This is a genomic window from Streptomyces sp. NPDC059861 (assembly GCF_042731435.1).
Taxonomy (GTDB): domain Bacteria; phylum Actinomycetota; class Actinomycetes; order Streptomycetales; family Streptomycetaceae; genus Streptomyces.
The window spans coordinates 74,735-98,058 of record NZ_JBHWJQ010000006.1; the positions used below are offsets into that span (position 1 = coordinate 74,735).

The window sequence follows — 23,324 nt, forward strand, 5'->3', positions numbered from 1 at the left end:
GAGCTGAGTCAAGAACATGTCCAAGCACACGCTCTCGGTCCTGGTGGAGAACACGCCGGGCATCCTGGCCCGGATCGCCGCCCTGTTCTCCCGCCGCGGCTTCAACATCGACTCGCTCGCGGTCGGCGTCACCGAGCACCCCGACATCTCCCGCATCACGATCGTGGTGAGCGTCGCCGACCTGCCGCTGGAGCAGGTGACCAAACAGCTCAACAAGCTGGTCAACGTCCTGAAGATCGTCGAGCTGGAGCCGGCCCAGGCCGTGCAGCGCGAACTCGTCCTGGTGAAGGTGCGCGCCGACAACGAGACGCGCTCCCAGATCGTGGAGATCGTCCAGCTCTTCCGCGCCAAGACCGTCGACGTCTCCCCGGAGGCCGTCACCATCGAGGCCACCGGAAGCAGCGACAAGCTGTCCGCCATGCTCAAGATGCTGGAGCCGTACGGCATCAAGGAACTGGTCCAGTCCGGCACGATCGCGATCGGCCGCGGAGCGCGTTCGATCACGGACCGCTCGCTGCGCGCGCTGGACCGGTCGGCGTAACGAGGTGAGACGGGTGGCCCGCCCGACACGGGCCGCCCGTATGGCGAGACCCCGAACCTTCCCTTCCCTCCACCGTCATACGGTGGGACGCAACATCTGCACTCCAAGGAGAGACCCAAAGTGGCCGAGCTGTTCTACGACGCCGACGCCGACCTGTCCATCATCCAGGGCCGCAAGGTCGCGGTCATCGGTTACGGCAGCCAGGGCCACGCCCACGCCCTGTCGCTGCGTGACTCGGGTGTCGACGTCCGCGTCGGTCTGCACGAGGGCTCCAAGTCCAAGGCCAAGGCCGAGGAGCAGGGCCTGCGCGTGGTCACCCCGGCGGAGGCCGCCGCGGAGGCCGACGTCATCATGATCCTCGTTCCGGACCCGATCCAGTCCCAGGTCTACGAGGAGTCCATCAAGGACAACCTCAAGGACGGCGACGCGCTGTTCTTCGGCCACGGCTTCAACATCCGCTTCGGCTTCATCAAGCCCCCGGCCGGCGTCGACGTCTGCATGGTCGCCCCCAAGGGCCCGGGCCACCTGGTGCGCCGTCAGTACGAGGAGGGCCGCGGCGTTCCCTGCATCGCGGCCGTCGAGCAGGACGCCACGGGCAACGCCTTCGCGCTGGCCCTGTCGTACGCCAAGGGCATCGGCGGCACCCGCGCCGGCGTCATCAAGACGACCTTCACCGAGGAGACCGAGACCGACCTGTTCGGTGAGCAGGCCGTCCTCTGCGGTGGCACGGCCGCCCTGGTGAAGGCCGGTTTCGAGACGCTGACCGAGGCCGGCTACCAGCCGGAGATCGCGTACTTCGAGTGCCTGCACGAGCTGAAGCTGATCGTCGACCTCATGTACGAGGGCGGCCTGGAGAAGATGCGCTGGTCGATCTCCGAGACCGCCGAGTGGGGCGACTACGTCACCGGCCCCCGGATCATCACCGACGCCACCAAGGCCGAGATGAAGAAGGTCCTCGCCGAGATCCAGGACGGGTCCTTCGCCCAGGCCTGGATGGACGAGTACCACGGCGGTCTGAAGAAGTACAACGAGTACAAGCAGCAGGACTCCGAGCACCTGCTGGAGACCACGGGCAAGGAGCTGCGCAAGCTGATGTCCTGGGTCGACGAAGACGCGTGAGCCCCGGACGACGGGGCCGGAGCACAGCCCTTCGGCCCCGTTGTCCAACCCGTCGAACCACGGACGGGTGATCCTTCCGCAGAGGCGCAGGACGACCCAGGCGGCGCCACTACACTGCCGTATACATACGCGTCAGGCCCACAGCGTCGTGCGTCTTCCACGCGGCTAGCACCCCTCCACCGCCTGCGGCCGTCGGGACGGCCGTCCGCATTGGACTTGTGAGGACTCACGTGAGCTCGAAACCCGTCGTACTCATCGCTGAAGAGCTGTCGCCCGCCACCGTGGACGCACTGGGGCCGGACTTCGAGATCCGGCACTGCAACGGAGCGGACCGGGCCGAGCTGCTCCCCGCCATCGCCGACGTCGACGCGATCCTGATCCGCTCCGCCACCAAGGTCGACGCCGAGGCCGTCGCCGCCGCGCACAAGCTCAAGGTCGTCGCACGAGCCGGCGTCGGCCTGGACAACGTCGACGTCTCCGCCGCCACCAAGGCCGGCGTGATGGTCGTCAACGCTCCCACCTCGAACATCGTGACCGCCGCCGAGCTGGCCTGCGGTCTCCTGCTGGCCACCGCGCGCAACATCCCGCAGGCCAACGCCGCGCTGAAGAACGGCGAGTGGAAGCGCAGCAAGTACACCGGCGTCGAGCTGGCCGAGAAGACCCTCGGTGTGGTGGGCCTCGGTCGTATCGGCGCGCTCGTCGCCCAGCGGATGTCCGCCTTCGGCATGAAGGTCGTCGCCTACGACCCCTACGTGCAGCCCGCGCGGGCCGCGCAGATGGGCGTCAAGGTGCTGTCGCTGGACGAGCTCCTCCAGGTCTCCGACTTCATCACCGTCCACCTGCCCAAGACACCCGAGACGCTCGGCCTGATCGGCGCCGAGGCGCTGCGCAAGGTCAAGCCGAGCGTGCGGATCGTCAACGCCGCGCGCGGCGGGATCGTGGACGAGGAGGCGCTGTACTCGGCGCTGAAGGAGGGCCGCGTCGCCGGCGCCGGCCTCGACGTGTACGCCAAGGAGCCCTGCACGGACTCACCGCTGTTCGAGTTCGACCAGGTGGTCTCCACCCCGCACCTCGGTGCCTCCACCGACGAGGCGCAGGAGAAGGCCGGTATCGCCGTCGCCAGGTCGGTGCGGCTCGCCCTCGCCGGTGAGCTGGTCCCGGACGCGGTCAACGTGCAGGGCGGCGTGATCGCCGAGGACGTCAAGCCGGGCCTGCCGCTGGCCGAGCGGCTCGGCCGGATCTTCACCGCGCTCGCCGGTGAGGTGGCCGTACGACTGGACGTCGAGGTGTACGGCGAGATCACCCAGCACGACGTGAAGGTGCTGGAGCTCTCCGCGCTGAAGGGTGTCTTCGAGGACGTCGTCGACGAGACGGTGTCCTACGTCAACGCCCCGCTGTTCGCCCAGGAGCGCGGCGTCGAGGTGCGGCTGACCACCAGCTCGGAGTCGCCGGACCACCGCAACGTCGTGACCGTGCGCGGCACGCTCGGCGACGGCGAGGAGGTGTCGGTGTCCGGCACGCTCGCCGGTCCCAAGCACCTGCAGAAGATCGTCGCGGTCGGCGAGTACGACGTGGACCTCGCGCTCGCCGACCACATGGTCGTCCTGCGGTACGAGGACCGCCCGGGTGTCGTCGGCACGGTCGGCCGGATCATCGGCGAGGCCGGCATCAACATCGCCGGGATGCAGGTGGCGCGGGCGGCGGTCGGTGGCGAGGCGCTCGCCGTCCTGACCGTCGACGACACGGTGCCCTCCGGCGTGCTCGCCGAGGTCGCCGAGGAGATCGGGGCCACCTCGGCCCGGTCGGTGAACCTGGTCTGAGGCCCGGCGGGGGACCGAGGGCCGCCGCCCCTGGGCCCCCCGCTTCGGCACACGCCGTCAGACGCCGGACGGGCTGAGCTGGTCAGCCTGTCCGGCGTCTTCGTGTGTCCGCGCCCGGATCCGCCGCAGGCTCACCGCGGCCAGCACCGCCGCTCCCGACAACAGCACGGCTCCGGCGATCCCCGCCGCCTGCATCCCGTCGGTGAACGCCGCCCGCGCCGCCGTCGCCAGCGCGTCTCCCGTGCGCTCCGGCATCCGGCCGGCGACGGCCAGCGCGCCGCCCAGCGTCTCGTGGGCCGCGTCAGGGGCCGAGGACGGGATCCCGTGCCGGTACACGGCCGTACCGATGGAGCCGAGGACCGCCATGCCGAGGGCGCCGCCGAACTCCGCGCCGGTCTCCATGAGCGAGGAAGCCGAGCCGGCCCGCTCCACCGGGACGCCGCTCAGGGCGAGGTCCATGATCTGGGACATGACCATCACCAGTCCGGACGCCAGCACGCCGCACGCCACGAGCACCAGCGCCATCGTGTCCGTGCCGGCGAAGGCCAGCAGCGTGTAGCCGCTCGCCGCGATCGCGAACCCGGCGGCGACGACGTACGCGCGGTTCACGCCTTGTTGCACCAGGCGGGCCGCCAGCGGGGCGGCGAGGCCGATCGGCAGCGACGGCAGCAGTGCCCACAGGGCTGCCTCCAGCGCGCTGCTGCCGAGCACCGACTGCAGGTACTGCGTGGTGAAGTACGCGGAGCCCATCACCCCGAAGGCCGAGATCAGGTTGAGGGCGACGGCGGGGGTGAAGCCGGGGCCACGGAAGAGGGCGGGGGAGATCATCGGGGACCTGGCCGTGCGCTGGCGTTGGACGAAGAGGGCCGCGAAGAGCAGGCCGACCGTGATCGAGACGACGTAGCGGACGTTCCAGCCCTGCGAGGGGAGCTCCTTCAGGCCGTAGACGACGGGCAGTACCGCCGCCATCGACAGCGGGACGCTCAGCCAGTCGAAGCGGCCGGGGGCCGGGTCCCGTGACTCGGGCAGCAGCAGGGGGCCGAGGAGCAGCAGCAGGGCCATCGCGGGCAGGTTGACCAGGAAGACCGAGCCCCACCAGAAGAACTCCACCAGCAATCCGCTCAGCACCGAGCCCAGCGCGACGCCCGCCGTCATCACGCCGGACCACACCGCGATCGCTTTCGCCCGCTGGGCCGCGTCGGTGAACATCGTCCGGACCAGGGCCAGCGTCGAGGGCATCAGGGTCGCCCCGCCGATGCCGAGCACCGCACGGGCCGCGATCAGCGTCTCGGCGCTGTTCGCGTACGCCGCCACCAGTGAGGCCGCCCCGAACGCGGCCGCGCCGATCAGCAGGAGTCTGCGGCGGCCGACGCGGTCGCCGACCGAGCCCATCGTCATCAGCAGGCCGGCCAGCACGAAGGCGTAGATGTCGAAGATCCACAGCTGCTGGGTGCCGGTGGGTTCCAGGTCCGCGCCGATCGCCGGGACGGCGAAGTAGAGGACCGAGACGTCCATCGAGACCAGCAGCAGCGGCAGCATCAGGACGCCGAGCGCGGTCCACTCCCGGCGCCCGGCGCGGGAGGTCGTCGGATTCGTTGTCATGGCTCGGGACTGTACGACCGTATTAAACGCTTGTCTAGTACGGGCGTTTAAGACGGTTGTTTATGAACCGCGCTACGATGACGCCATGGGACACCGCGAGGATCTGCTCGAAGGCGCCAAGCGCTGCCTGCTGGAGAAGGGCTTCGCCCGCACCACCGCGCGCGACATCGTCAAGGAGTCGGGGACCAACCTCGCCTCCATCGGCTACCACTACGGCTCCAAGGACGCCCTGCTCGCCCAGGCCTACGTCTCCCTGGTGGAGGGGATGGGCGACGAGTTCGAGGAGGGCGAGGGGCGGATCACCGGTGCCCCCGGCTCCCTGGAGCGGTTCGGCCAGGTGTGGGCGAACATCATCGCCACCATGCGCGAGCCCGGTTCGCTGTGGCGGCTCAGCATGGAGATCGTCGTCATGGGCGACCAACTGCCCGAGGTGCGCGAGCATCTGGCGCAGGCCCAGCGGGAGGCCGGGCGCGGGCTCATCCCGCTGCTCATGGGCGGGCGCGAGGAGGACGTGCCGGACGAGGCCGTGGACAGCCTGGGCAAGTTCTACATCACCGTGATGACCGGGCTCATCGCCCTGTGGACCTTCGACCCCAAGACGGCACCGACGGCGGAGGAACTCACCGAAGGGCTGCGCCGGGTGATCGCCGCGGAGGCGCGGCAGGGCTGAGCGGCCGCGGCGCCCGGTCCCCGGGGCCGGCAGGGCGGCCACCAGGCAGAAGGCTCCACTTGATCCGGCGGGACCTCGGCACGACCGTCGCGGGCACCGTCGTGCCGCCGCACCGGGAGGGCGGTCAGGTGCGGTACGTGCGCCGTCCGCGGCCGCCAACCCGCGCCGGCACTTCCACGCCACGGTGGGAACGTCGCCGAGCGCCTACGGGGCGAGGTTCTGGGGGAACGGGGAGGCGGGGTGAAGGCCTCCACGGCTCACAGCCGCGTCCCCTTCAGCACCATGTGCAGCAACAGCCGGTCCTCCCCGTCGTCCAGGTCGAGTCCCGTCAGCTGTTCCACCCGGGAGAGCCGGTAGTACAGCGTCTGCCGGTGGATGCCCAGCTCGGCGGCCGTGCGGGCGGCCTGGCCCGCACAGTCAAGGTAGACCTCCGCCGTGCGGGCGAGTTCGTGGTGGCCGGGGGACAGGAGCGGGGCGATAGCGGGGTCGTGGGCCGTCTCCGGGGGGAGGGCGGTCAGCAGGCGGTACGGGCCGATGCGGGACCACTCGGCGACCGGGCCGAGGTGGGGCTGGGCGAGGGCCGCGCGGGCGGCGGCCGCCGCCTCCTGCCAGGCCGTGCCCAGGTCGGCGAGGCCGGTCAGCGGATCGCCCACGCCCGCCCGCGCGCCCTCCCTCAGCAGCCGGTTCGCCGCCGTCAGGGCAGGAGTGCGGACGTCCGTGGAGCGCAGCCGGACCAGCACCGCGAGGCTCTGGCCCGTCGTACCCCAGGGGATCGTGCACAGCGCCGTCGTGTGCGGCACCGCGCGGGCCGACGGGGCGTCCTCCGGGTCGGCCGACGGCCAGGGCGCCACGCACACCACCGCGTGCGGGCCCTCCCCGCGCGTGCCGAGGGCCGTGCGCAGGGCGGCCACCGCCATGTCGCGCTGCCAGCCGCGCTCCGCCGTCAGCACGGCCCGGAACTCCCTGGTGAGATCGGCGCCCGCCTGCGCCTCGTCGGCGAGCAGCGCGCCGATCCGGCCGGTCACCTCCATGGCCGCCGCGAGCTGGGCATCGGTGGGGCCGGGCTCGCCGTCGAGCAGCCAGACGTAACCGAGGACGACCCCCCGATGCCTGACCGGAAGGCAGATACGGCCCCGGTGGACCCCGGCCTCGGGGGTGCGCGGGATGCGTACCGGCCCGGTCGCGCGGGTGATGCCGAAGCCCTCGAACCAGGCGCGGACCGTGGCCGTGGAGCGGCGGGTCAGGATCGAGCGGGTGCGGACCGGGTCCAGGGCGGACGGATCGAGGTCGTCCTCGCTGTCGTACGCGCCGAAGGCGATGAGCTCGAAGTCGCGGTTCTCCAGGGTCGCGGGGGCGCCCAGGAGCTCGGAGATCTCGTCGACCAGCTCCTGGTAGTCGTCCCGGTGATCGGCTGTCACCCGGGCATTCTCCCCCATTTTCCGAGGGCCTTCATACATCTGTCTGAGATCCTCGGCGCGGATGCGTGACAGCTGTCGATGGCCCACGATCGAAGGGATCCATAGCTTTCACGGTGGTTCTCCGTGCCGTACCCGGACCGTCGGGTACCGGCCTTGTGTTGGTTGTGTTCTGGAGGTGCCCCGTGCTGGGTCCCGTGATTCTGGCCGCGTCGCGCAGCGACCGGATGCGACGCCTCGTGACGGCGGCCCCGGTGACGAAACAGGTCGTCGACCGCTTCATCCCGGGTGAGCGGGTGGACGACGTCGTCCCGATCATCGAGGGCCTCACCGGCCGGGGCCTGGAGCTGACGATGGACGTCGTCGGCGAGGACATCACCACCCGCGAGCAGGCCGCCGCCGCCCGGGACGCCTACCTGGAGCTGATCGACCGGCTCAAGCCGCTGGAGCTGGGCGAGCGGGCCGAGATGTCCGTGAAGCTGTCGATGTTCGGGCAGGCCCTGGAGGGCGGTCACGACCTGGCGCTCGCCAACGTCCGCCCTGTCGTCGAGGCCGCCGCCGAGATCGGCACGACGGTGACGCTGGACGCGGAGGACCACACCACCCTCGACTCGATGTTCGCCATCCACGAGGAGCTGCGGAAGGACCACCCGCGGACCGGCTGCGTCATCCAGGCCTACCTCTTCCGGACCGAGGCCGACGCCCGCCGCCTCGCCGCGGACGGCAGCCGCGTCCGGCTGGTGAAGGGGGCGTACAAGGAGCCCGCCGAGGTCGCGTACCAGCAGAAGCACGAGATCGACAAGGCGTACGTACGGATCCTGCGCACCCTGATGGAGGGCGAGGGGTACCCGATGATCGGGTCCCACGACCCGCGCCTGATCTCCATCGCCCAGGAGCTCGCGCACCGCGCCGGGCGCAAGCTGGACGAGTACGAGTTCCAGATGCTGTACGGCATCCGGAGCGAGGAGCACCTCCGGCTCGCCGCCGAAGGTCACCGCATGCGCGTCTACACCGCGTACGGCACCGACTGGTACGGCTACTTCATGCGAAGGCTCGCGGAAAAGCCCGCCAACCTGCGGTTCTTCGCGCGCTCCATGGTCACCAAGGGCTGAACCCGAAACACCCGCTCATTAAGGAGTTACGGAACACATGGACGCTGTGACCCAGGTCCCCACCCCCGTCAACGAGCCGGTGCACGGCTACGCCCCCGGCTCGCCCGAGCGCGCCCGCCTGGAGGTCAAGCTCAAGGAGCTGGCCGAGAACTCCATCGACCTGACCTGCACCATCGGCGGTGAGCGCCGGATGGGCGGTGGCGAGGAGTTCCAGGTCGTGCAGCCGCACAACCACAAGTCCGTGCTCGGCACCTACCGCAACGCCACCCAGCAGGACGCGCGGGACGCCATCGACGCCGCCCTCGCCGCCGCGCCGGCCTGGCGCGCCATGTCCTTCGACGACCGCGCCGCGATCATCCTGCGCGCCGCCGAGCTGCTGGCCGGCCCCTGGCGCGAGACGCTGGCCGCCTCCACCATGCTCGGCCAGTCCAAGACCGCCCAGCAGGCGGAGATCGACACCCCCTGCGAGCTGGTCGACTTCTGGCGCTTCAACGTCGCCTACGCCCGCCGGCTGCTGGCCGAGCAGCCCCCGGCCAACTCCCCGGGCGTCTGGAACCGTCTCGACCACCGCCCGCTGGAGGGCTTCGTCTACGCGATCACGCCGTTCAACTTCACGGCCATCGCGGGCAACCTGCCCACCGCGCCCGCCCTCATGGGCAACGTCGTGGTCTGGAAGCCGAGCCCGACGCAGACCCACGCCGCCGTGCTGCTGATGCGGCTGCTGGAGGAGGCCGGTCTGCCCAAGGGCGTCATCAACCTCGTCACCGGCGACGGCATCGAGGTCTCCGAGGTCGCCCTGAACCACCGCGACCTCGCCGGCATCCACTTCACCGGCTCGACCAAGACCTTCCAGTACCTGTGGAAGACGGTCGGCAACAACATCGAGAAGTACCGCACCTACCCGCGTCTGGTCGGTGAGACCGGCGGCAAGGACTTCGTGGTCGCCCACCCGAGCGCCGACCGTGCCGTCCTCAAGACCGCGCTGACCCGGGGTGCCTTCGAGTACCAGGGCCAGAAGTGCTCCGCGACCTCCCGCGCCTACGTCCCGGCGTCCATCTGGAACTCCGGCTTCAAGGAGGAGTTCGCCGCCGAGGTCGACTACATCACCATGGGTGACGTCACCGACCTGTCGAACTTCGTCGGCGCCGTGATCGACGAGCGTGCCTTCGCCAAGAACAAGGCCGCGATCGACCGGGCCAAGGCCGACCCGAGCTGCACCATCGTCGCGGGCGGCTCCTACGACGACTCGGTCGGCTACTTCGTCCGCCCGACGGTCATCGAGTGCACCGACCCGGAGAACGAGGTCTTCACCACCGAGTACTTCGGCCCGATCCTCGCCGTGCACGTCTACGAGGACGACAAGTACGACGAGATGCTCACGCAGATGGAGTCGGCGTCGGACTACGCGCTGACCGGCTCGGTGATCTCGGGTGACCGCGCCGCCACCGCGTACACCATGGACAAGCTGCGCTACGCGGCCGGCAACTTCTACATCAACGACAAGTCGACCGGCGCCGTCGTCGGCCAGCAGCCCTTCGGCGGCGGCCGCGCGTCCGGCACCAACGACAAGGCGGGCGCCCCGCAGAACCTGATGCGCTGGACCCTGACCCGCGCCATCAAGGAGACCCTGGTCGCGCCGACCGACTACACCTACCCCCACATGGGCTGACATTTCGTCACCCCACCACCGGGCCAGGGCGCCTCTTCCCCCGGGAGGCACCCTGGCCCGCGTGCGTCACCCGTCCTCCCGGAGGACGGCCCTCAGCCCTGGGGCAGGGCCCAGCGGGCTTTCGGCAGGCGGTACACGACGTTCTCGCGCAGGGGGCTGTCCTCGGGGACGGTGGGGTCGGGGAAGTCCGCGGTCGGGTCGTGGGTCATGGTCAGGCGGGTCATCACGGCGCGGGAGCGGTCGTTGGCCTTCGTGGTGACGGCGAGGATCTCCGGCAGGTCCAGGTGCGTGAAGCCGAAGTGCAGGGCGGCCCGGGCGGCCTCCGTGGCGTAGCCGTGACCCCACGCGGTGCGTGCCAGGCGCCAGCCGGCCTCCACGCCGGTGAAGGACTGTCCCTCGTCCACCGGATCCAGGCCGGTGAAGCCGATGAACTCGCCGGTGCCGCGCACCTCCACCGCCCAGAACCCCCAGCCCCGCCCGTCCAGTTCGGCCTGGAAGCGGGCCACGGCCGCGTCGCACTGTTCCCGGGTGGGCATGCCCGGCAGATGGCGGCGGACCTCCGGGTCGGCGTTGATCGCGGCCCAGGGAGTGAGGTCGGACTCCCGCCACTCGCGGAGCAGCAGGCGTTCGGTGCGGAGTCGGGGCATCGCGCCAACGTAACGAGGGCGGGGCGGGCCGGCCACCGAATTACCCCCGCGATACTGGTCCCATGACCACCCGTACCGTCCACACCGCGGACCTCGGCCCCGCCGAACTGCGCGCCGTCCGGGGTTTTCTGTACGACGCCTTCGACGCCGACTTCGGTGACTCCGACTGGGATCACGCGCTGGGCGGCATGCACGCCCTGGTGCACGACGAGCGCGGGCTCGCCGCACACGGCGCGGTCGTCATGCGGCGGGTACGGCACGGGCCGCGGTGGCTGCGGGTGGGGTACGTCGAGGCGGTCGCCGTACGGCACGATGTGCGGCGCACGGGACTCGGGGGACGGGTCATGGCGGCTCTGGAGGGGATCATCACCCGCGCCTACGCGATGGGCGCCCTGTCCGCCAGCGACGACGGAGCCCGGCTGTACGAGGCCCGGGGCTGGCAGGCGTGGGGCGGGCGGGTCTGCGCGCTCGGCCCGGACGGCGTGGTCCGGCTGCCCGAGGAGGAGGGCTCCACCTATGTGTGGCCGGTGGCGACCGAACGGGTGACCGGTGCCGAAGGTGAACTGGTCTTCGATTGGCGCGACGGCGACGTCCTCTAGCAAAGGCGCAGGTCAGTGCCGTGTGACGTCATACGGCGTCTCAGATAGTAGGAAGTCCGAGTAATTGTGGAGACAGATGCTCCGTCCTCGCCTAGCTTTGTAGGAGCCGAACGTCTCGCCAGATCCAGCGAATGGCGGTCGTGAGCCGGGCCCCGTGCAGGCAACCCCTGCGGCCCGCTCCCCGCCCACCCGGCGTCTCGAAAACCCCTGCCGCACTCCACGCATTCGAAGGAGTCGATTTCCCATGGCCGAGACGACCGTCCGCCGCCGAATCCGTCACGTCTCCCGTACGAGTGACTCCGACCGCAAGAACGCCGCGGCCGCCCTCCAGCGAGCCCTCGACCGCCGGGACAACGGCGGCGAGACCGGCCACTGAGGCCGGCTGCGAGTCCCTGCGGGAGCCGGGTCAGAAGGGGCGCGGCGCGGACACGCCCGCGCCGACCGCCGTCGTCCGGGGGACCGCGCATGTCCATATCGCGGACACCGCATGTCATCCCATGGGACGAGGAGTAGGGTGCCCGCATGTCTCGCAGCATCAATCTCGCAGTGATCCCCGGTGACGGCATCGGCCAGGAGGTCGTGACCGAAGGCCTGAAGGTCCTCTCCGCCGCGCTCCCGCAGGATGTGAAGCTGGAGACAAAGGAGTACGACTTCGGCGCCCGGCGCTACCACGCCACCGGTGAGACCCTCACCGACGCCGACCTCGACGCCCTCAAGCAGCACGACGCCATCCTGCTGGGCGCCATCGGTGACCCCGGCGTCCCCTCCGGCGTCCTGGAGCGCGGCTTCCTGCTCAAGCTCCGCTTCGCCTTCGACCACCACGTCAACCTGCGTCCGTCGAAGCTGCTGCCCGGCGTCGCCACCCCGCTCGCCGGGGAGCCGCGGATCGACTTCGTGGTCGTCCGTGAGGGCACCGAGGGCCCCTACACCGGCAACGGCGGCACCATCCGCAAGGGCACCGAGCACGAGGTCGCCACCGAGGTGTCCGTCAACACGGCCTACGGCGTCGAGCGCGTCGTCCGCGACGCCTTCGCCCGCGCACAGGCCCGTCCGCGCAAGAAGCTCACGCTGGTCCACAAGAACAACGTGCTCACCTTCGCGGGCCACCTGTGGACGAACATCTTCAACAAGGTGGCCGAGGAGTACCCCGAGGTCACCACCGAGTACATCCACGTCGACGCCGCGACCATCTACCTGGTCACCCAGCCCGAGCGGTTCGACGTCGTCGTCACGGACAACCTCTTCGGCGACATCATCACCGACCTCGCCGCGGCCGTCTCCGGCGGCATCGGCGTCGCCGCGAGCGGGAACATCAACCCGTCCGGCGAGTTCCCCTCGATGTTCGAGCCCGTGCACGGTTCCGCGCCCGACATCGCCGGCCAGGGCAAGGCCGACCCCACCGCCACGATCCTGTCCGTCGCGCTGCTGCTCCGCCACCTGGGCCTGGAGGCCGAGGCGACCGGCATCGAGGAGGCGGTCGCCGCCGACCTCGCCGAGCGGGTCGGCAAGCCGGAGCGCGGCACCTCCGAGATCGGCGACGCGCTCGCCGTACGAGTAGCCGGCTGACCCGCGCCACTCGAAACGCCGCTGCAGAGTACCTGCAGACTTCGAAGCCGCCGGGTCGCAATCCGCACCCGGCGGCTTTTCACTGTCCCCGTCGGGTGCGACCATCAACCCCTGGGCCGCATTCATGCCGTTTTCCGTCCACGGCCACCCGCGCGCGATAATCGAACGCGGAGCCGCGGAATGAGGGAATGTTCGGACGTCCTAGCACTGGCCACTGGCAGTACGGGCGTGAGCGCGGCCCGTCACTACCAACGGTGAAGGACAACCACTGATGACGACGCCCACGATCGAGCTCAAGCCCTCCGCCAGCCCGCTCTCCGACGCGGAGCGCGAGGCAATCCTCGCCAGCCCCGGCTTCGGCCGCCACTTCACCGACCACATGGTCACCATCAAGTGGACCGAGGGCCGCGGCTGGCACGACGGACAGCTCGTCCCGTACGCGCCGATCTCCCTCGACCCCGCCACCCACGTCCTGCACTACGCGCAGGAGATCTTCGAGGGCCTGAAGGCCTACCGCCGTCCCGACGGCTCGGTCGCCACCTTCCGGCCCGACCAGAACGCCCTGCGCTTCCAGCGCTCCGCCCGCCGGCTCGCGATGCCCGAGCTGCCGGTCGAGACGTTCATCGAGGCCTGTGACGCGCTGGTCCGCCAGGACAAGGCGTGGGTGCCGGCGCACGGCGGCGAGGAATCCCTCTACCTGCGTCCCTTCATGATCGGCACCGAGGTCGGGCTGGGCGTGAAGCCCGCCAACGAGTACCTCTTCCTCGTCATCGCCTCCCCGGCCGGCGCCTACTTCCCGGGCGGCGTCAGGCCGGTCTCCATCTGGGTCTCCGACGACCGCGTCCGCGCCGTCCCCGGCGGCATGGGCGACGCCAAGACCGGCGGCAACTACGCGGCCTCCCTGCTCGCCCAGGCCGAGGCCGCGGCCAAGGGCTGCGACCAGGTCTGCTACCTCGACGCCGTCGAGCACAAGTGGGTCGAGGAACTGGGCGGCATGAATCTGTACTTCGTGTACGGCGACCGAATCGTCACGCCGTCGCTCACCGGCTCCATCCTGGAGGGCGTCACCCGCGACAGCCTCCTCGCCGTCGCCCGCGACCTGGGCTACACGGCCGAGGAGGGCCGGATCTCCGTCGAGCAGTGGCAGGGCGACGCGGAGAACGGCACCCTCACCGAGGTCTTCGCCTGCGGTACGGCCGCCGTGATCACGCCGGTCGGCACGGTCAAGCGCGCGTCCGGCGAGTGGCAGCAGTCGGGCGGCGAGCCCGGTGAGGTCACCATGCGCCTGCGCCGTGCCCTCCTGGACATCCAGCGCGGCACGGCAGAGGACGCGCACGGCTGGATGCACCAGCTGGCCTGAGCAAGCGGGGGCGCCTCCGGCGCCGAGTCGACCCCCGGCGCCGGTGCGCACCGCGCCGGGGCCAGGGCCCCGGCTTCAGCCCGACCAGCCTCGTCCTCAACCGCCGGACGGGCTGAGCACGCCGGCGCCGGGCTCGGCCGCCCACGGAGCCCGGCTCCCGGCTCCGGACCCGGCTCCCGGCCTGTCCCTTGGCCCCGGCTCCCGGGGGCCCGGCCCTGAGCCCGGGCCCCCGCCTCTGCCTGACCAGCCTCGTCCTCAATCGCCGGACGGGCTGAGCACGCCGGTGCCGGGGGCGGCCGGGACGGAGTGCGGCCGGGGTGGCCGTCCGGCAGGTCCGGGCTGGGGGATCAGGACGTAGGCCAGGCCGCCCACCGCCCCCGACAGGAGGAAGCTGCAGTCCACCCCGCCGGTCAGGGACAGCAGGGGGCCCTCGTACGACGGCAGGGACACCGCCAGTAGGCCCACTCCCGCCCCCAGCGCCCACGACACCGTGGCCGGTATGTTCCAGCCGGACCGGTACCAGTACGCCCCGCCCCGTGCCCGGCGGTTGTAGACCTGGAGCGCCTGCGCCTCGTACGCCCCGCCGCAGCGGACGAAACCGATCAGGGTGATCACCGCCCAGGGCGTGCCGATCGCCGTCAGCAGCAGGACGAACGACGTCATCGCGGCCTGCGCCTCCCAGGCGTGATGGCCGGCGAAGACACAGGCGGTGGCGACGACCGCGACCGCGCAGGTGGCCCGGGCGCGGGAGGCGCGCGGCAGGATGGCGTCCAGGTCGAGGCCCATCGAGTAGAGCATCAGCCCGGCGTTGCCGACCGAGCCCGCGGAGGCGGCGAGCAGCAGCGGGACCAGGTACCAGGCCGGCGAGGCCGTGACCAGCGGCCCGGCGTAGTCGAGGGCCGCGCGGGCGGCGTACGAGGTGAAGGTGCCGAAGAGCTGGGGGACCAGCAGCCCGAGCAGCAGGCCCAGCCAGGTGGCACGCAGCACCCGGCGGGAGGAGTGGCGGGCCGGGGAGATGTAGCGCGTGTAGTCGCCGAGGAGCGTGATGAACGCGATCGGGCCGGACAGGCCGGCGGCCACCGTGGCGAGCGCCCACGTAGGCCAGAAGCCGCCGAGCAGATGGCCGCCCGCCTGCGGGAGCGCGCGGGTGGTGAAGTCGGGGGCGTAGGCGATGAGTCCGAGGACCAGCAGGCCGGTCATGCCGATCGCGAGGACGCGCGACAGGGCGAGCAGCAGGCGGTAGCCGTAGACCGCGGCGGCGACGGTGGCCGCGGCGAGCAGCGCGTAGACCAGGCCGTACGACACCCCGCCGGCCGACAGCCCGAAGAGCCGCTCCAGGACGCGCACCGTCACGTCACCGCCGATCCACACGGTCAGCGCGGTGTAGCCGAGGGCCAGCAGCAGCCCGACGACCGAACCGACCAGCCGGCCGCGCACGCCGAACTGGGCGCCCGAGGACGTCGACAGGTTGGTGGCGGTGCGCAGGGAGATCAGGGCGAGTGGGGCCGTGACCGCCGTGCCGACGACCGTACCGACCAGGATCGCGCTCACCGAACCCCACCAGTCCAGCCCGAAGGACGGCGGCAGCCAGCCGAAGACGATCACTCCGAGGCAGAGGTTGGAGCCCGTTTGAGCGGTGTTCAATGTGACGTCCCCCGTGTCGATCCGTCAATGTTTCCATTCCGGGACCTGGTGTTTAGAGTGATGTTCTAAATCGAAGACGACAAGGAGGTGCCCGCGTCGTGAGACTGACCCCTACGGAACGTGACCGGCTGTTGCTCTTCTCGGCGGCCGAGCTGGCCCGGTCCCGGAAGTCCCGCGGCCTGAGACTGAACGTGCCGGAGGCCACCGCGCTGATCGCGGACACCGTCTGCGAGGCGGCCCGCGACGGCGCCCGGCTCGCCGAGGCCGTCGAGCGCGCCCGCGCGGCGCTCGGCCCGGACGACGTCCTGCCGGGCGTCGCCGACGTCGTCACCGAGGTGCACGTCGAGGCCGTCTTCGACGACGGTTCACGGCTCGCGGTCGTGTCCGCGCCGATCGGCGGCAGGCTGGGGGAGCGGGCGCCGGGCGCACTGCTGCCGGGGCCCGAGCACGCCGAGCCCGAGGCCGTGGTGCGGCTGACCGTCACCAACACCGCGACCGTGCCCGTCTCCGTGACCTCGCACTTCCACTTCTTCGAGGCCAACCCGCGGCTGGACTTCGCACGGGCCGACGCCTACGGGATGCGGCTCGCGGTGCCCGCCGGGTCGTCCGTGCGCTTCGGGCCGGGGGAGAGCCGCGACGTCGGGCTCGTGCCGATCGGCGGCGAGCGGGTCGCGATCGGATTCGCCGGGCTGGTCGACGGGCCGCTGGACGCGCCGGGAGCGAAGGACGAGGCCCTGCGACGGGCCGCGGCCTGCGGCTATCTGGGGGCCACGGGAACCACACCGGAAGGAGGCGAGCGATGAGCCGCTCGAAGGGACGGGAGATCAGCGAGTCGATCCACGTCGACCCGCACGCCTACGCGGCCACGCACGGCCCGCGCGCCGGCGACCGGATCCGCCTCGGCGACTCCGGCCTGACGATCCGTGTGGAGTCCGACTCCCAGCGCTACGGCGACGAGTTCCTCGCCGGTTTCGGCAAGACCGCCCGCGACGGGCTGCACCTCAAGGCCGCCGCCGTCCGCGACACCTGTGACGTCGTGATCAGCAACGTCGTCGTGATCGACGCGGTGCAGGGGATCCGGAAGGTCTCCATCGGCATCCGCGAGGGCCGGATCTGCTCGATCGGGCGGGCCGGGAACCCCGACACCCTCGACGGGGTCGACGTCGTGGTCGGCACGGGCACGTCGATCGTCTCCGGAGAGGGGCTGATCGCCACCGCCGGGGCCGTGGACACCCACGTCCATCTGCTGTCGCCGCGGATCATGGAGGCCTCGCTGGCGTCCGGCGTGACCACCCTCATCGGCCAGGAGTTCGGCCCGGTGTGGGGGGTCGGCGTCAACTCGCCCTGGGCGCTGAGGCACGCGTTCGGCGCCTTCGACGCCTGGCCGGTCAACATCGGCTTCCTCGGCCGGGGTTCGTCCTCCCACGACGCCCCGCTGATCGAGGCGCTTGCCGAGGGCGGGGCGAGCGGCTTCAAGGTGCACGAGGACATGGGCGCCCACACCCGCGCCCTCGACACCGCGCTGCGCGTCGCCGAGGAACACGACGTCCAGGTCGCCCTGCACAGCGACGGCCTGAACGAATGCCTCTCGGTGGAGGACACCCTCCGCGTCCTGGAGGGCCGCACGATCCACGCCTTCCACATCGAGGGCTGCGGCGGCGGACACGTCCCCAACGTGCTGAAGATGGCCGGGGTGCCCAACGTCATCGGCTCCTCCACCAACCCCACCCTGCCCTTCGGCCGGGACGCGGTCGCCGAGCACTACGGCATGATCGTCTCCGTCCACGATCTCAAGACCGACCTGCCCGGCGACGCCGCCATGGCCCGCGACCGCATCCGCGCCGGCACGATGGGCGCCGAGGACGTGCTGCACGACCTGGGCGCCATCGGCATCACCTCGTCGGACGCGCAGGGCATGGGGCGCGCGGGCGAGACGGTGCGCCGTACGTTCGCCATGGCCGGGAAGATGAAGGCCGAGTTCGGCGCCCCGGACGAGCACGACAACGAGCGCGTTCTGCGGTACATGGCCAAGCTGACCATCAACCCGGCCATCGCGCACGGCCTGGCGCACGAGGTCGGGTCGATCGAGGTCGGCAAGCTCGCCGACCTCGTGCTGTGGCGACCGGAGTACTTCGGCGCCAAGCCGCAGCTCGTGCTGAAGGCCGGCTTCCCGGCGTACGGCGTGGTCGGCGACCCCAACGCGGCCACCGACACCTGCGAACCCCTCGTGCTGGGCCCGCAGTTCGGCGCGCACGGCGCGACCCCCGCCGACATCTCCGTCGCGTTCGTCGCCCAGGCCGCCCTCGACCAGGGCCACGACACCATGCCGACCCGCCGACGCAGGGTCGCCGTGCGCGGCACCCGCGGGATCGGCCCGGCCGACCTGCGCCTGAACTCCCGCACCGGACAGGTCGACGTCGACGGGCGCACCGGACTGGTCACCCTCGACGGCGACCCGCTGCGCTCCGAACCGGCCGAGTCCGTCTCCCTCAACCGTCTGTACTTCCTCTAAGGACCCGCGACATGATCACCCCCGCAGCCGACGGCTTCCGCATGCCCGCCGAGTGGACCCCGCACGAGCGCACCTGGATGGCGTGGCCGGGCCCGAACCCCACCTTCGACGACCCCGAGGACCTCGCCGCCGCCCGGCACGCCTGGGCCTCGGTGGCCCGCGCGGTCCGCCGCTTCGAGCCGGTGACGGTGGTGTGCGGCCCCGGTCAGTCGGAGCAGGCCCGCGCCCTGCTGGGCGAGAGCGTCGACACCGTCGAACGCGACCTCGACGACGCCTGGATGCGGGACATCGGCCCCACGTTCCTGACCAACCAGGCCGGCGGACTCGCCGCCGTCGACTGGACGTTCAACGGCTGGGGCGCCCAGGAGTGGGCCCGCTGGGAGCACGACGCGAAGATCGGCGGGTACGTCTCGGACCTCGCGGGCGCGAAGACGTACGCCTCGCAGCTCGTCAACGAGGGCGGCGCGATCCATGTCGACGGCGAGGGCACGGTGCTGCTGACCGAGACGGTCCAGCTCGGCCCCGAGCGCAACCCGGGCTGGACGCGCGAGCAGGTCGAGGCCGAGATCCACGCCCACCTCGGCACCCGCAAGGCCGTCTGGCTGCCCCGCGGCCTCACCGGCGACTACCCGCCCCACGGCTTCGGCACCCTCGGCCACGTCGACATCGTCGCCGCCTTCGCCCGCCCCGGCGTCGTGGTCGCCCACCACCAGCCCGACCCCGCGCACCCCGACCACGAGGTCACCAAGGAGGTCATCGGCCGCCTCCGGTCGGCCACCGACGCCCGCGGCCGTGCCCTCGAGGTCGTCGAGGTGCCCGCCCCGACCGTCCTGGAGGCCGACGGCCACTGGGCCGACTACTCCTACATCAACCACTACCTCTGCAACGGCGGCGTCGTCCTGTGCGCCTTCGACGACCCGCGCGACGAGCTGGCCGCGGGCGTCTTCCGCCGCCTGTTCCCGGAGCGGACGGTGACCCTGGTGGACGCCCGTACGATCTTCGCGGGGGGTGGAGGAATCCACTGCATCACCCAGCAGCAGCCGAAGATCTAGGAGCAGCGATGGCAGGTGGGCGCAGACAGGCACCGCCGCGTGAGGAAGTCCTCGCCGCCGCCATGGAGATGATCGCCGAGCGCGGTCTCGAGAAGCTCACCATGGCGGCGCTGGGGCGGGAGGTGGGGATGAGCAGTGGGCATCTTCTGTACTACTTCCGCAGCAAGGACGAGTTGCTGCTGCGGACCCTGGAGTGGAGCGAGGGGCAGCTGGGTGCCGAGCGCGGACGGCTGCTCAGCCGTGGTGGGGGCGCGCGGGAGCGGCTCGACGCGTACGTCGATCTCTACGTGCCCGACGGGCACCGCGACCCGCGCTGGACGCTCTGGCTGGAGGTCTGGAACCGCTCGCAGAACGCCGACGAGGACGCCCGCGCCCGGCAGGCCGCCATCGAGGGCGCCTGGCACCGCGACCTGGTCGCGCTGATCGCTGAGGGGGTGTCGCGGGGCGAGTTCCGCGCCGTGGACCCGGACCGGTTCGCGGCCCGGCTGCGCGCGCTGCTCGACGGCTTCTCCATCCACGTGGCGATCGGGCTGCGGGGGACCGACCGCGCGCAGATCCTCGGCCATGTACGGGAGTTCCTGGACGACGGGCTGGCAGGGGGCGGCGACGGGGCGTAGGCCGTGTGCCGGTCCCGCGCACCACGACCCCGCGCCGCCCCCGGCTGCCGGCTCAGCCCTGGAGCCACCAGGGGCTGCTGTAGGCCACGCCCCAGTCGTTGCACGGGTGACCGGCCGGGCCCGGGGAGCCGTTGGCCTGGGTCGGATCGGAGACCCGCAGCACCACCCAGGCGCCGTCCACGGAGTTCAGCGGCACGGTGAAGGAGGTGATCCGGCCGGACGTCGTCTCGATGACGTCGACCACCTCCGGGGCGCGGCTGCCCGGGCGCAGCACCTGGATGTGCAGCGGCCTGCCCGCCCACTCCGCACCCCGGTCGAGGTCGACCTGGAAGGTCACGTCACCCGCCGGGAAGGGCAGCTGACCGCCCATCCGCACCCCCGCGGCCGTGGCGTCCAGCCGCAGCCCGGAGACCCGGGTGGCGAAGAACCGGCGGGCCCGCATCGCCTCCAGCACGCCCGCGCGGGTGTTCTCGGTGACCCACAGACCGCTGCGGCCCTTGCCCTCGGGGAACCCCCAGTCGGTGCCGTGCTCGTCGGTCACGCCGGTCAGGCCGGTGCGCCAGCCCGCGTTCAGACAGGCCACCAGGGGCGAGGACTTGCCCGAGGACCAGCCCTCGAAGAGGTAGTCGTCGGTGCGGTTGAACATCTCCAGGCTGACCATGCGGTCGTGCACCGCGGCGTTGTACCCGAACTCGTTGAACCGCAGCTCCTCCCGGCCGGGATGGTTGAAGCCGGCCACCGCGTCCTTGTCGTCAAGCCAGTCGAAGAACGCGCTCATGCCCGGCGCCGCCGACATGTCGACGTGGCTGTCGGAGAACCAGACGTTGGCGTGGCCGAGCAGCGCGTGGGTCCACTCGAAGCCGCGGATGGCGGTGTAGACGCCGGGCACGTTCGCCGCGTCGGCCAGCTGAGCGGTGCGTCGCCACTCCGAGGAGCTGAGGCCCCCGATGGTGAAGACGCCGCTGTGGTCGGTGAGCGCGGCCACGTCCAGACCCGCGTCGCGCATCGAGCCGAACGCCAGCGCCGGGTCGCCGTCGCCGTCCGACATGGCCGTGTGGTTGTGCAGGTCGGCGTGGACCAGTGTGGTGCCCTGCGTGATCAGCGAGGCACGGCCGGCACCGCTGCGGGTGGCCGCCGCGAGCGCCCTGCCGTCCCGCGCGGTCCGGGTCGTGGCGGCCTGCGCGGTGCCCGGCGCCGCGGCCAGGAACAGGAGGCCACCCGCGGCGCCGAGCAGTGCCCGGCGGCTGGTGCCGGACGACGACTGCCCGTGGTCGTGGCCGTGGGCGGCCTGGTGCGGGTCCGAGTGTCCGTGGATGTGGTCGTGGTGGTGTCCCAGATCTCCCATGCCCCTACCTCACGGTGTTGGCAGGAACATGGCCAGACTGGGCGCCGTGCGAGGGGTTAACGGTGGATGAGCAGGACGGCGGGACCCCGCCGACCGCATCCTGAGACATCGGTGAGACGAGGGGCGCCTTGTGCCAGACTGCCCCCGTGCTCTCGTTCGCCACGATGATTATTGGCAGCAGGCGCGCCGGTCCGCAGTGACCGCCACGTACGACCAGGTACGGGCGGCCACCGTCGTCCTCGACCCGCGCGCAGACCTCTCGCACCCGCGAGGGGTTTTTCGCTTTTCTGGCCCACCATCAGCCGGGAGTCCAGCGCGAGGGATCATAGGGGACGGTGGAGCCGGTCATTCCGGTACAGACCGAGATTCATACCTCAGGAGCCTTCAGACCATGACGGAAACCAGCGAGCTCGACGACTCGTTCCACGTCTTCGACACCACCCTGCGCGACGGCGCCCAGCGGGAGGGCATCAACCTCACCGTCGCGGACAAGCTGGCCATCGCACGGCACCTGGACGACTTCGGCGTGGGCTTCATCGAGGGCGGCTGGCCGGGCGCCAACCCGCGGGACACGGAGTTCTTCGCCCGCGCCCAGCAGGAGATCAGGTTCCGCCACGCCCAACTGGTCGCCTTCGGCGCCACCCGCCGCCCCGGGGTCAGGGCGAGCGAGGACCCGCAGGTCAAGGCGCTCCTGGCGGCCGGCGCCCCGGTGATCACCCTGGTCGCCAAGTCGCACGACCGGCACGTCGAGCTCGCCCTGCGCACCACCCTGGACGAGAACCTGGAGATGGTCCGCGACACGGTGTCCTTCCTGAAGGAACAGGGCCGCCGCGTCTTCGTCGACTGCGAGCACTTCTTCGACGGCTACCGCGCCAACCCCGAGTACGCCAAGGCCGTCGTCCGTGCCGCCTCCGAGGCGGGCGCCGACGTCGTGGTCCTCTGCGACACCAACGGCGGCATGCTCCCCGCCCAGGTCCAGGCGGTCGTCTCGACGGTCCTCGCCGACACCGGCGCCCGGCTCGGCATCCACGCCCAGGACGACACGGGCTGCGCCGTCGCCAACACCCTTGCCGCGGTCGACGCGGGCGCGACGCATGTCCAGTGCACGGCGAACGGCTACGGGGAGCGCGTCGGCAACGCCAACCTCTTCCCCGTGGTCGCCGCCCTGGAACTGAAGTACGGCAAGAAGGTCCTGCCCGAGGGCCACCTCCGCGAGATGACCCGCATCTCGCACGCCATCGCCGAGGTCGTCAACCTGACGCCCTCTACCCACCAGCCGTACGTCGGTGTCTCCGCCTTCGCGCACAAGGCCGGCCTGCACGCCTCCGCCATCAAGGTCGACCCGGACCTGTACCAGCACATCGCCCCCGAGCAGGTCGGCAACACCATGCGGATGCTGGTCTCCGACATGGCGGGCCGCGCCTCCATCGAGCTCAAGGGCAAGGAGCTCGGCATCGACCTCGGCGGCGACCGTGAGCTGGTCGGGCGGGTCGTGGAGCGGGTGAAGGAGCACGAGCTCAGGGGCTACACCTACGAGGCCGCCGACGCCAGCTTCGAGCTGCTGCTGCGCACCGAGGTCGAGGGCAGGCCGCTGAAGTACTTCGAGGTCGAGTCCTGGCGCGCGATCGTCGAGGACCGCCCCGACGGCAGCCACGCCAACGAGGCCACGGTGAAGCTGTGGGCCAAGAGCGAGCGGATCGTCGCGACCGCCGAGGGCAACGGCCCGGTCAACGCCCTGGACCGGGCGCTGCGGGTCGCGCTGGAGAAGATCTACCCGCAGCTGGCCAAGCTGGAGCTGGTGGACTACAAGGTCCGCATCCTGGAGGGCAAGCACGGCACCCAGTCCACGACCCGCGTCCTGATCGCCACCTCCGACGGCACGGGCGAGTGGTCCACGGTGGGCGTCGCGGAAAACGTCATCGCCGCCTCCTGGCAGGCCCTGGAGGACGCCTACACCTACGGCCTCCTCCGCGCGGGGGTGGAGCCGGCGTCGTAAGGGGCCATGAGGGACCACCGCGCCCCGCCTCCGGCGGG

The 23,324-nt window shown here is 71.4% G+C and carries 20 protein-coding genes; 15 read left to right on the forward strand and 5 right to left on the reverse strand.

The window, feature by feature from the left end:
* Positions 1-16: 16 nt before the first annotated feature.
* From ilvN to serA, 3 genes are all read left to right on the forward strand, one after another.
* The gene (ilvN, locus tag ACFV6X_RS07255; protein ID WP_385378914.1) at positions 17-541 is read left to right on the forward strand and encodes an acetolactate synthase small subunit; all 525 of its coding nucleotides are present in this window, start codon (positions 17-19) and stop codon (positions 539-541) included.
* Between the two features lie 120 nt (positions 542-661).
* Positions 662-1,660 carry a ketol-acid reductoisomerase gene (ilvC, locus tag ACFV6X_RS07260; RefSeq protein ID WP_385378917.1) on the forward strand — a complete coding sequence of 333 codons (999 nt, stop codon included), beginning with the start codon at positions 662-664 and terminating at the stop codon, positions 1,658-1,660.
* Between the two features lie 230 nt (positions 1,661-1,890).
* On the forward strand, positions 1,891-3,480 hold the full coding sequence (gene serA, locus ACFV6X_RS07265) for a phosphoglycerate dehydrogenase (protein ID WP_385378920.1): 1,590 nt from the start codon (positions 1,891-1,893) through the stop codon (positions 3,478-3,480).
* A 57-nt stretch (positions 3,481-3,537) separates the two neighbouring features.
* On the opposite strand, the gene ACFV6X_RS07270 is transcribed toward serA, so the two are convergent.
* Positions 3,538-5,082 carry an MFS transporter gene (locus ACFV6X_RS07270; protein ID WP_385378922.1) on the reverse strand — a complete coding sequence of 515 codons (1,545 nt, stop codon included), beginning with the start codon at positions 5,080-5,082 and terminating at the stop codon, positions 3,538-3,540.
* An 85-nt stretch (positions 5,083-5,167) separates the two neighbouring features.
* Between ACFV6X_RS07270 and ACFV6X_RS07275 the strand changes: the two genes are divergently transcribed.
* Positions 5,168-5,752, forward strand: coding sequence for a TetR/AcrR family transcriptional regulator (locus ACFV6X_RS07275; protein ID WP_385378925.1), 585 nt, complete (start codon positions 5,168-5,170; stop codon positions 5,750-5,752).
* 257 nt (positions 5,753-6,009) lie between these two features.
* Here ACFV6X_RS07275 and ACFV6X_RS07280 read toward each other — a convergent pair whose 3' ends face one another.
* Positions 6,010-7,188 (reverse strand): PucR family transcriptional regulator, encoded by a 1,179-nt coding sequence (locus ACFV6X_RS07280; protein WP_385378928.1) that lies wholly within the window; start codon positions 7,186-7,188, stop codon positions 6,010-6,012.
* A gap of 164 nt (positions 7,189-7,352) precedes the next feature.
* Between ACFV6X_RS07280 and ACFV6X_RS07285 the strand changes: the two genes are divergently transcribed.
* Positions 7,353-8,279 carry a proline dehydrogenase family protein gene (locus ACFV6X_RS07285; RefSeq protein ID WP_385378931.1) on the forward strand — a complete coding sequence of 309 codons (927 nt, stop codon included), beginning with the start codon at positions 7,353-7,355 and terminating at the stop codon, positions 8,277-8,279.
* A gap of 37 nt (positions 8,280-8,316) precedes the next feature.
* Complete coding sequence (gene pruA / locus ACFV6X_RS07290; RefSeq protein WP_385378934.1) at positions 8,317-9,948, forward strand: L-glutamate gamma-semialdehyde dehydrogenase; 1,632 nt, start codon at positions 8,317-8,319, stop codon at positions 9,946-9,948.
* Positions 9,949-10,040: 92 nt separating this feature from the next.
* Here pruA and ACFV6X_RS07295 read toward each other — a convergent pair whose 3' ends face one another.
* Positions 10,041-10,595, reverse strand: coding sequence for a GNAT family N-acetyltransferase (locus tag ACFV6X_RS07295; protein WP_385378937.1), 555 nt, complete (start codon positions 10,593-10,595; stop codon positions 10,041-10,043).
* Between the two features lie 62 nt (positions 10,596-10,657).
* Here ACFV6X_RS07295 and ACFV6X_RS07300 point away from each other — a divergent pair, with 62 nt between their 5' ends.
* The 4 genes from ACFV6X_RS07300 (at position 10,658) to ACFV6X_RS07315 (ending at position 14,120) form a co-directional block, all read left to right on the forward strand.
* The gene (locus ACFV6X_RS07300; RefSeq protein ID WP_385378940.1) at positions 10,658-11,194 is read left to right on the forward strand and encodes an aminoglycoside 2'-N-acetyltransferase; all 537 of its coding nucleotides are present in this window, start codon (positions 10,658-10,660) and stop codon (positions 11,192-11,194) included.
* A gap of 244 nt (positions 11,195-11,438) precedes the next feature.
* A complete protein-coding gene (locus ACFV6X_RS07305) occupies positions 11,439-11,570 on the forward strand; it encodes a hypothetical protein (protein ID WP_385378943.1) in 132 nt (43 codons plus the stop codon).
* A gap of 146 nt (positions 11,571-11,716) precedes the next feature.
* Positions 11,717-12,760, forward strand: a complete 1,044-nt coding sequence (locus ACFV6X_RS07310; RefSeq protein ID WP_385378946.1) for a 3-isopropylmalate dehydrogenase — start codon at positions 11,717-11,719, stop codon at positions 12,758-12,760.
* A gap of 271 nt (positions 12,761-13,031) precedes the next feature.
* Positions 13,032-14,120, forward strand: coding sequence for a branched-chain amino acid aminotransferase (locus ACFV6X_RS07315; RefSeq protein ID WP_385378949.1), 1,089 nt, complete (start codon positions 13,032-13,034; stop codon positions 14,118-14,120).
* 255 nt (positions 14,121-14,375) lie between these two features.
* Here the strand turns inward: ACFV6X_RS07315 and ACFV6X_RS07320 are convergent, their stop codons facing one another.
* Positions 14,376-15,764 carry a cytosine permease gene (locus tag ACFV6X_RS07320; RefSeq protein ID WP_385378952.1) on the reverse strand — a complete coding sequence of 463 codons (1,389 nt, stop codon included), beginning with the start codon at positions 15,762-15,764 and terminating at the stop codon, positions 14,376-14,378.
* A gap of 98 nt (positions 15,765-15,862) precedes the next feature.
* Between ACFV6X_RS07320 and ureA the strand changes: the two genes are divergently transcribed.
* From ureA to ACFV6X_RS07340, 4 genes are read left to right on the forward strand one after another with little or no spacing between them, the layout of a single operon-like run.
* Positions 15,863-16,567, forward strand: a complete 705-nt coding sequence (gene ureA / locus ACFV6X_RS07325) for an urease subunit gamma (RefSeq protein ID WP_385378955.1) — start codon at positions 15,863-15,865, stop codon at positions 16,565-16,567.
* Complete coding sequence (locus ACFV6X_RS07330) at positions 16,564-18,276, forward strand: urease subunit alpha (RefSeq protein ID WP_385378958.1); 1,713 nt, start codon at positions 16,564-16,566, stop codon at positions 18,274-18,276. The genes ureA and ACFV6X_RS07330 overlap by 4 nt, the downstream gene beginning before the upstream one ends.
* Before the next feature lie 11 nt (positions 18,277-18,287).
* A complete protein-coding gene (locus ACFV6X_RS07335; RefSeq protein ID WP_385378961.1) occupies positions 18,288-19,328 on the forward strand; it encodes an agmatine/peptidylarginine deiminase in 1,041 nt (346 codons plus the stop codon).
* 8 nt (positions 19,329-19,336) lie between these two features.
* The gene (locus ACFV6X_RS07340) at positions 19,337-19,945 is read left to right on the forward strand and encodes a TetR/AcrR family transcriptional regulator (RefSeq protein WP_385378964.1); all 609 of its coding nucleotides are present in this window, start codon (positions 19,337-19,339) and stop codon (positions 19,943-19,945) included.
* A gap of 52 nt (positions 19,946-19,997) precedes the next feature.
* Here the strand turns inward: ACFV6X_RS07340 and ACFV6X_RS07345 are convergent, their stop codons facing one another.
* Positions 19,998-21,290, reverse strand: coding sequence for a CehA/McbA family metallohydrolase (locus tag ACFV6X_RS07345; protein WP_385378967.1), 1,293 nt, complete (start codon positions 21,288-21,290; stop codon positions 19,998-20,000).
* 391 nt (positions 21,291-21,681) lie between these two features.
* Here ACFV6X_RS07345 and cimA point away from each other — a divergent pair, with 391 nt between their 5' ends.
* Complete coding sequence (gene cimA, locus ACFV6X_RS07350) at positions 21,682-23,286, forward strand: citramalate synthase (RefSeq protein ID WP_385378970.1); 1,605 nt, start codon at positions 21,682-21,684, stop codon at positions 23,284-23,286.
* Positions 23,287-23,324: the final 38 nt, after the last annotated feature.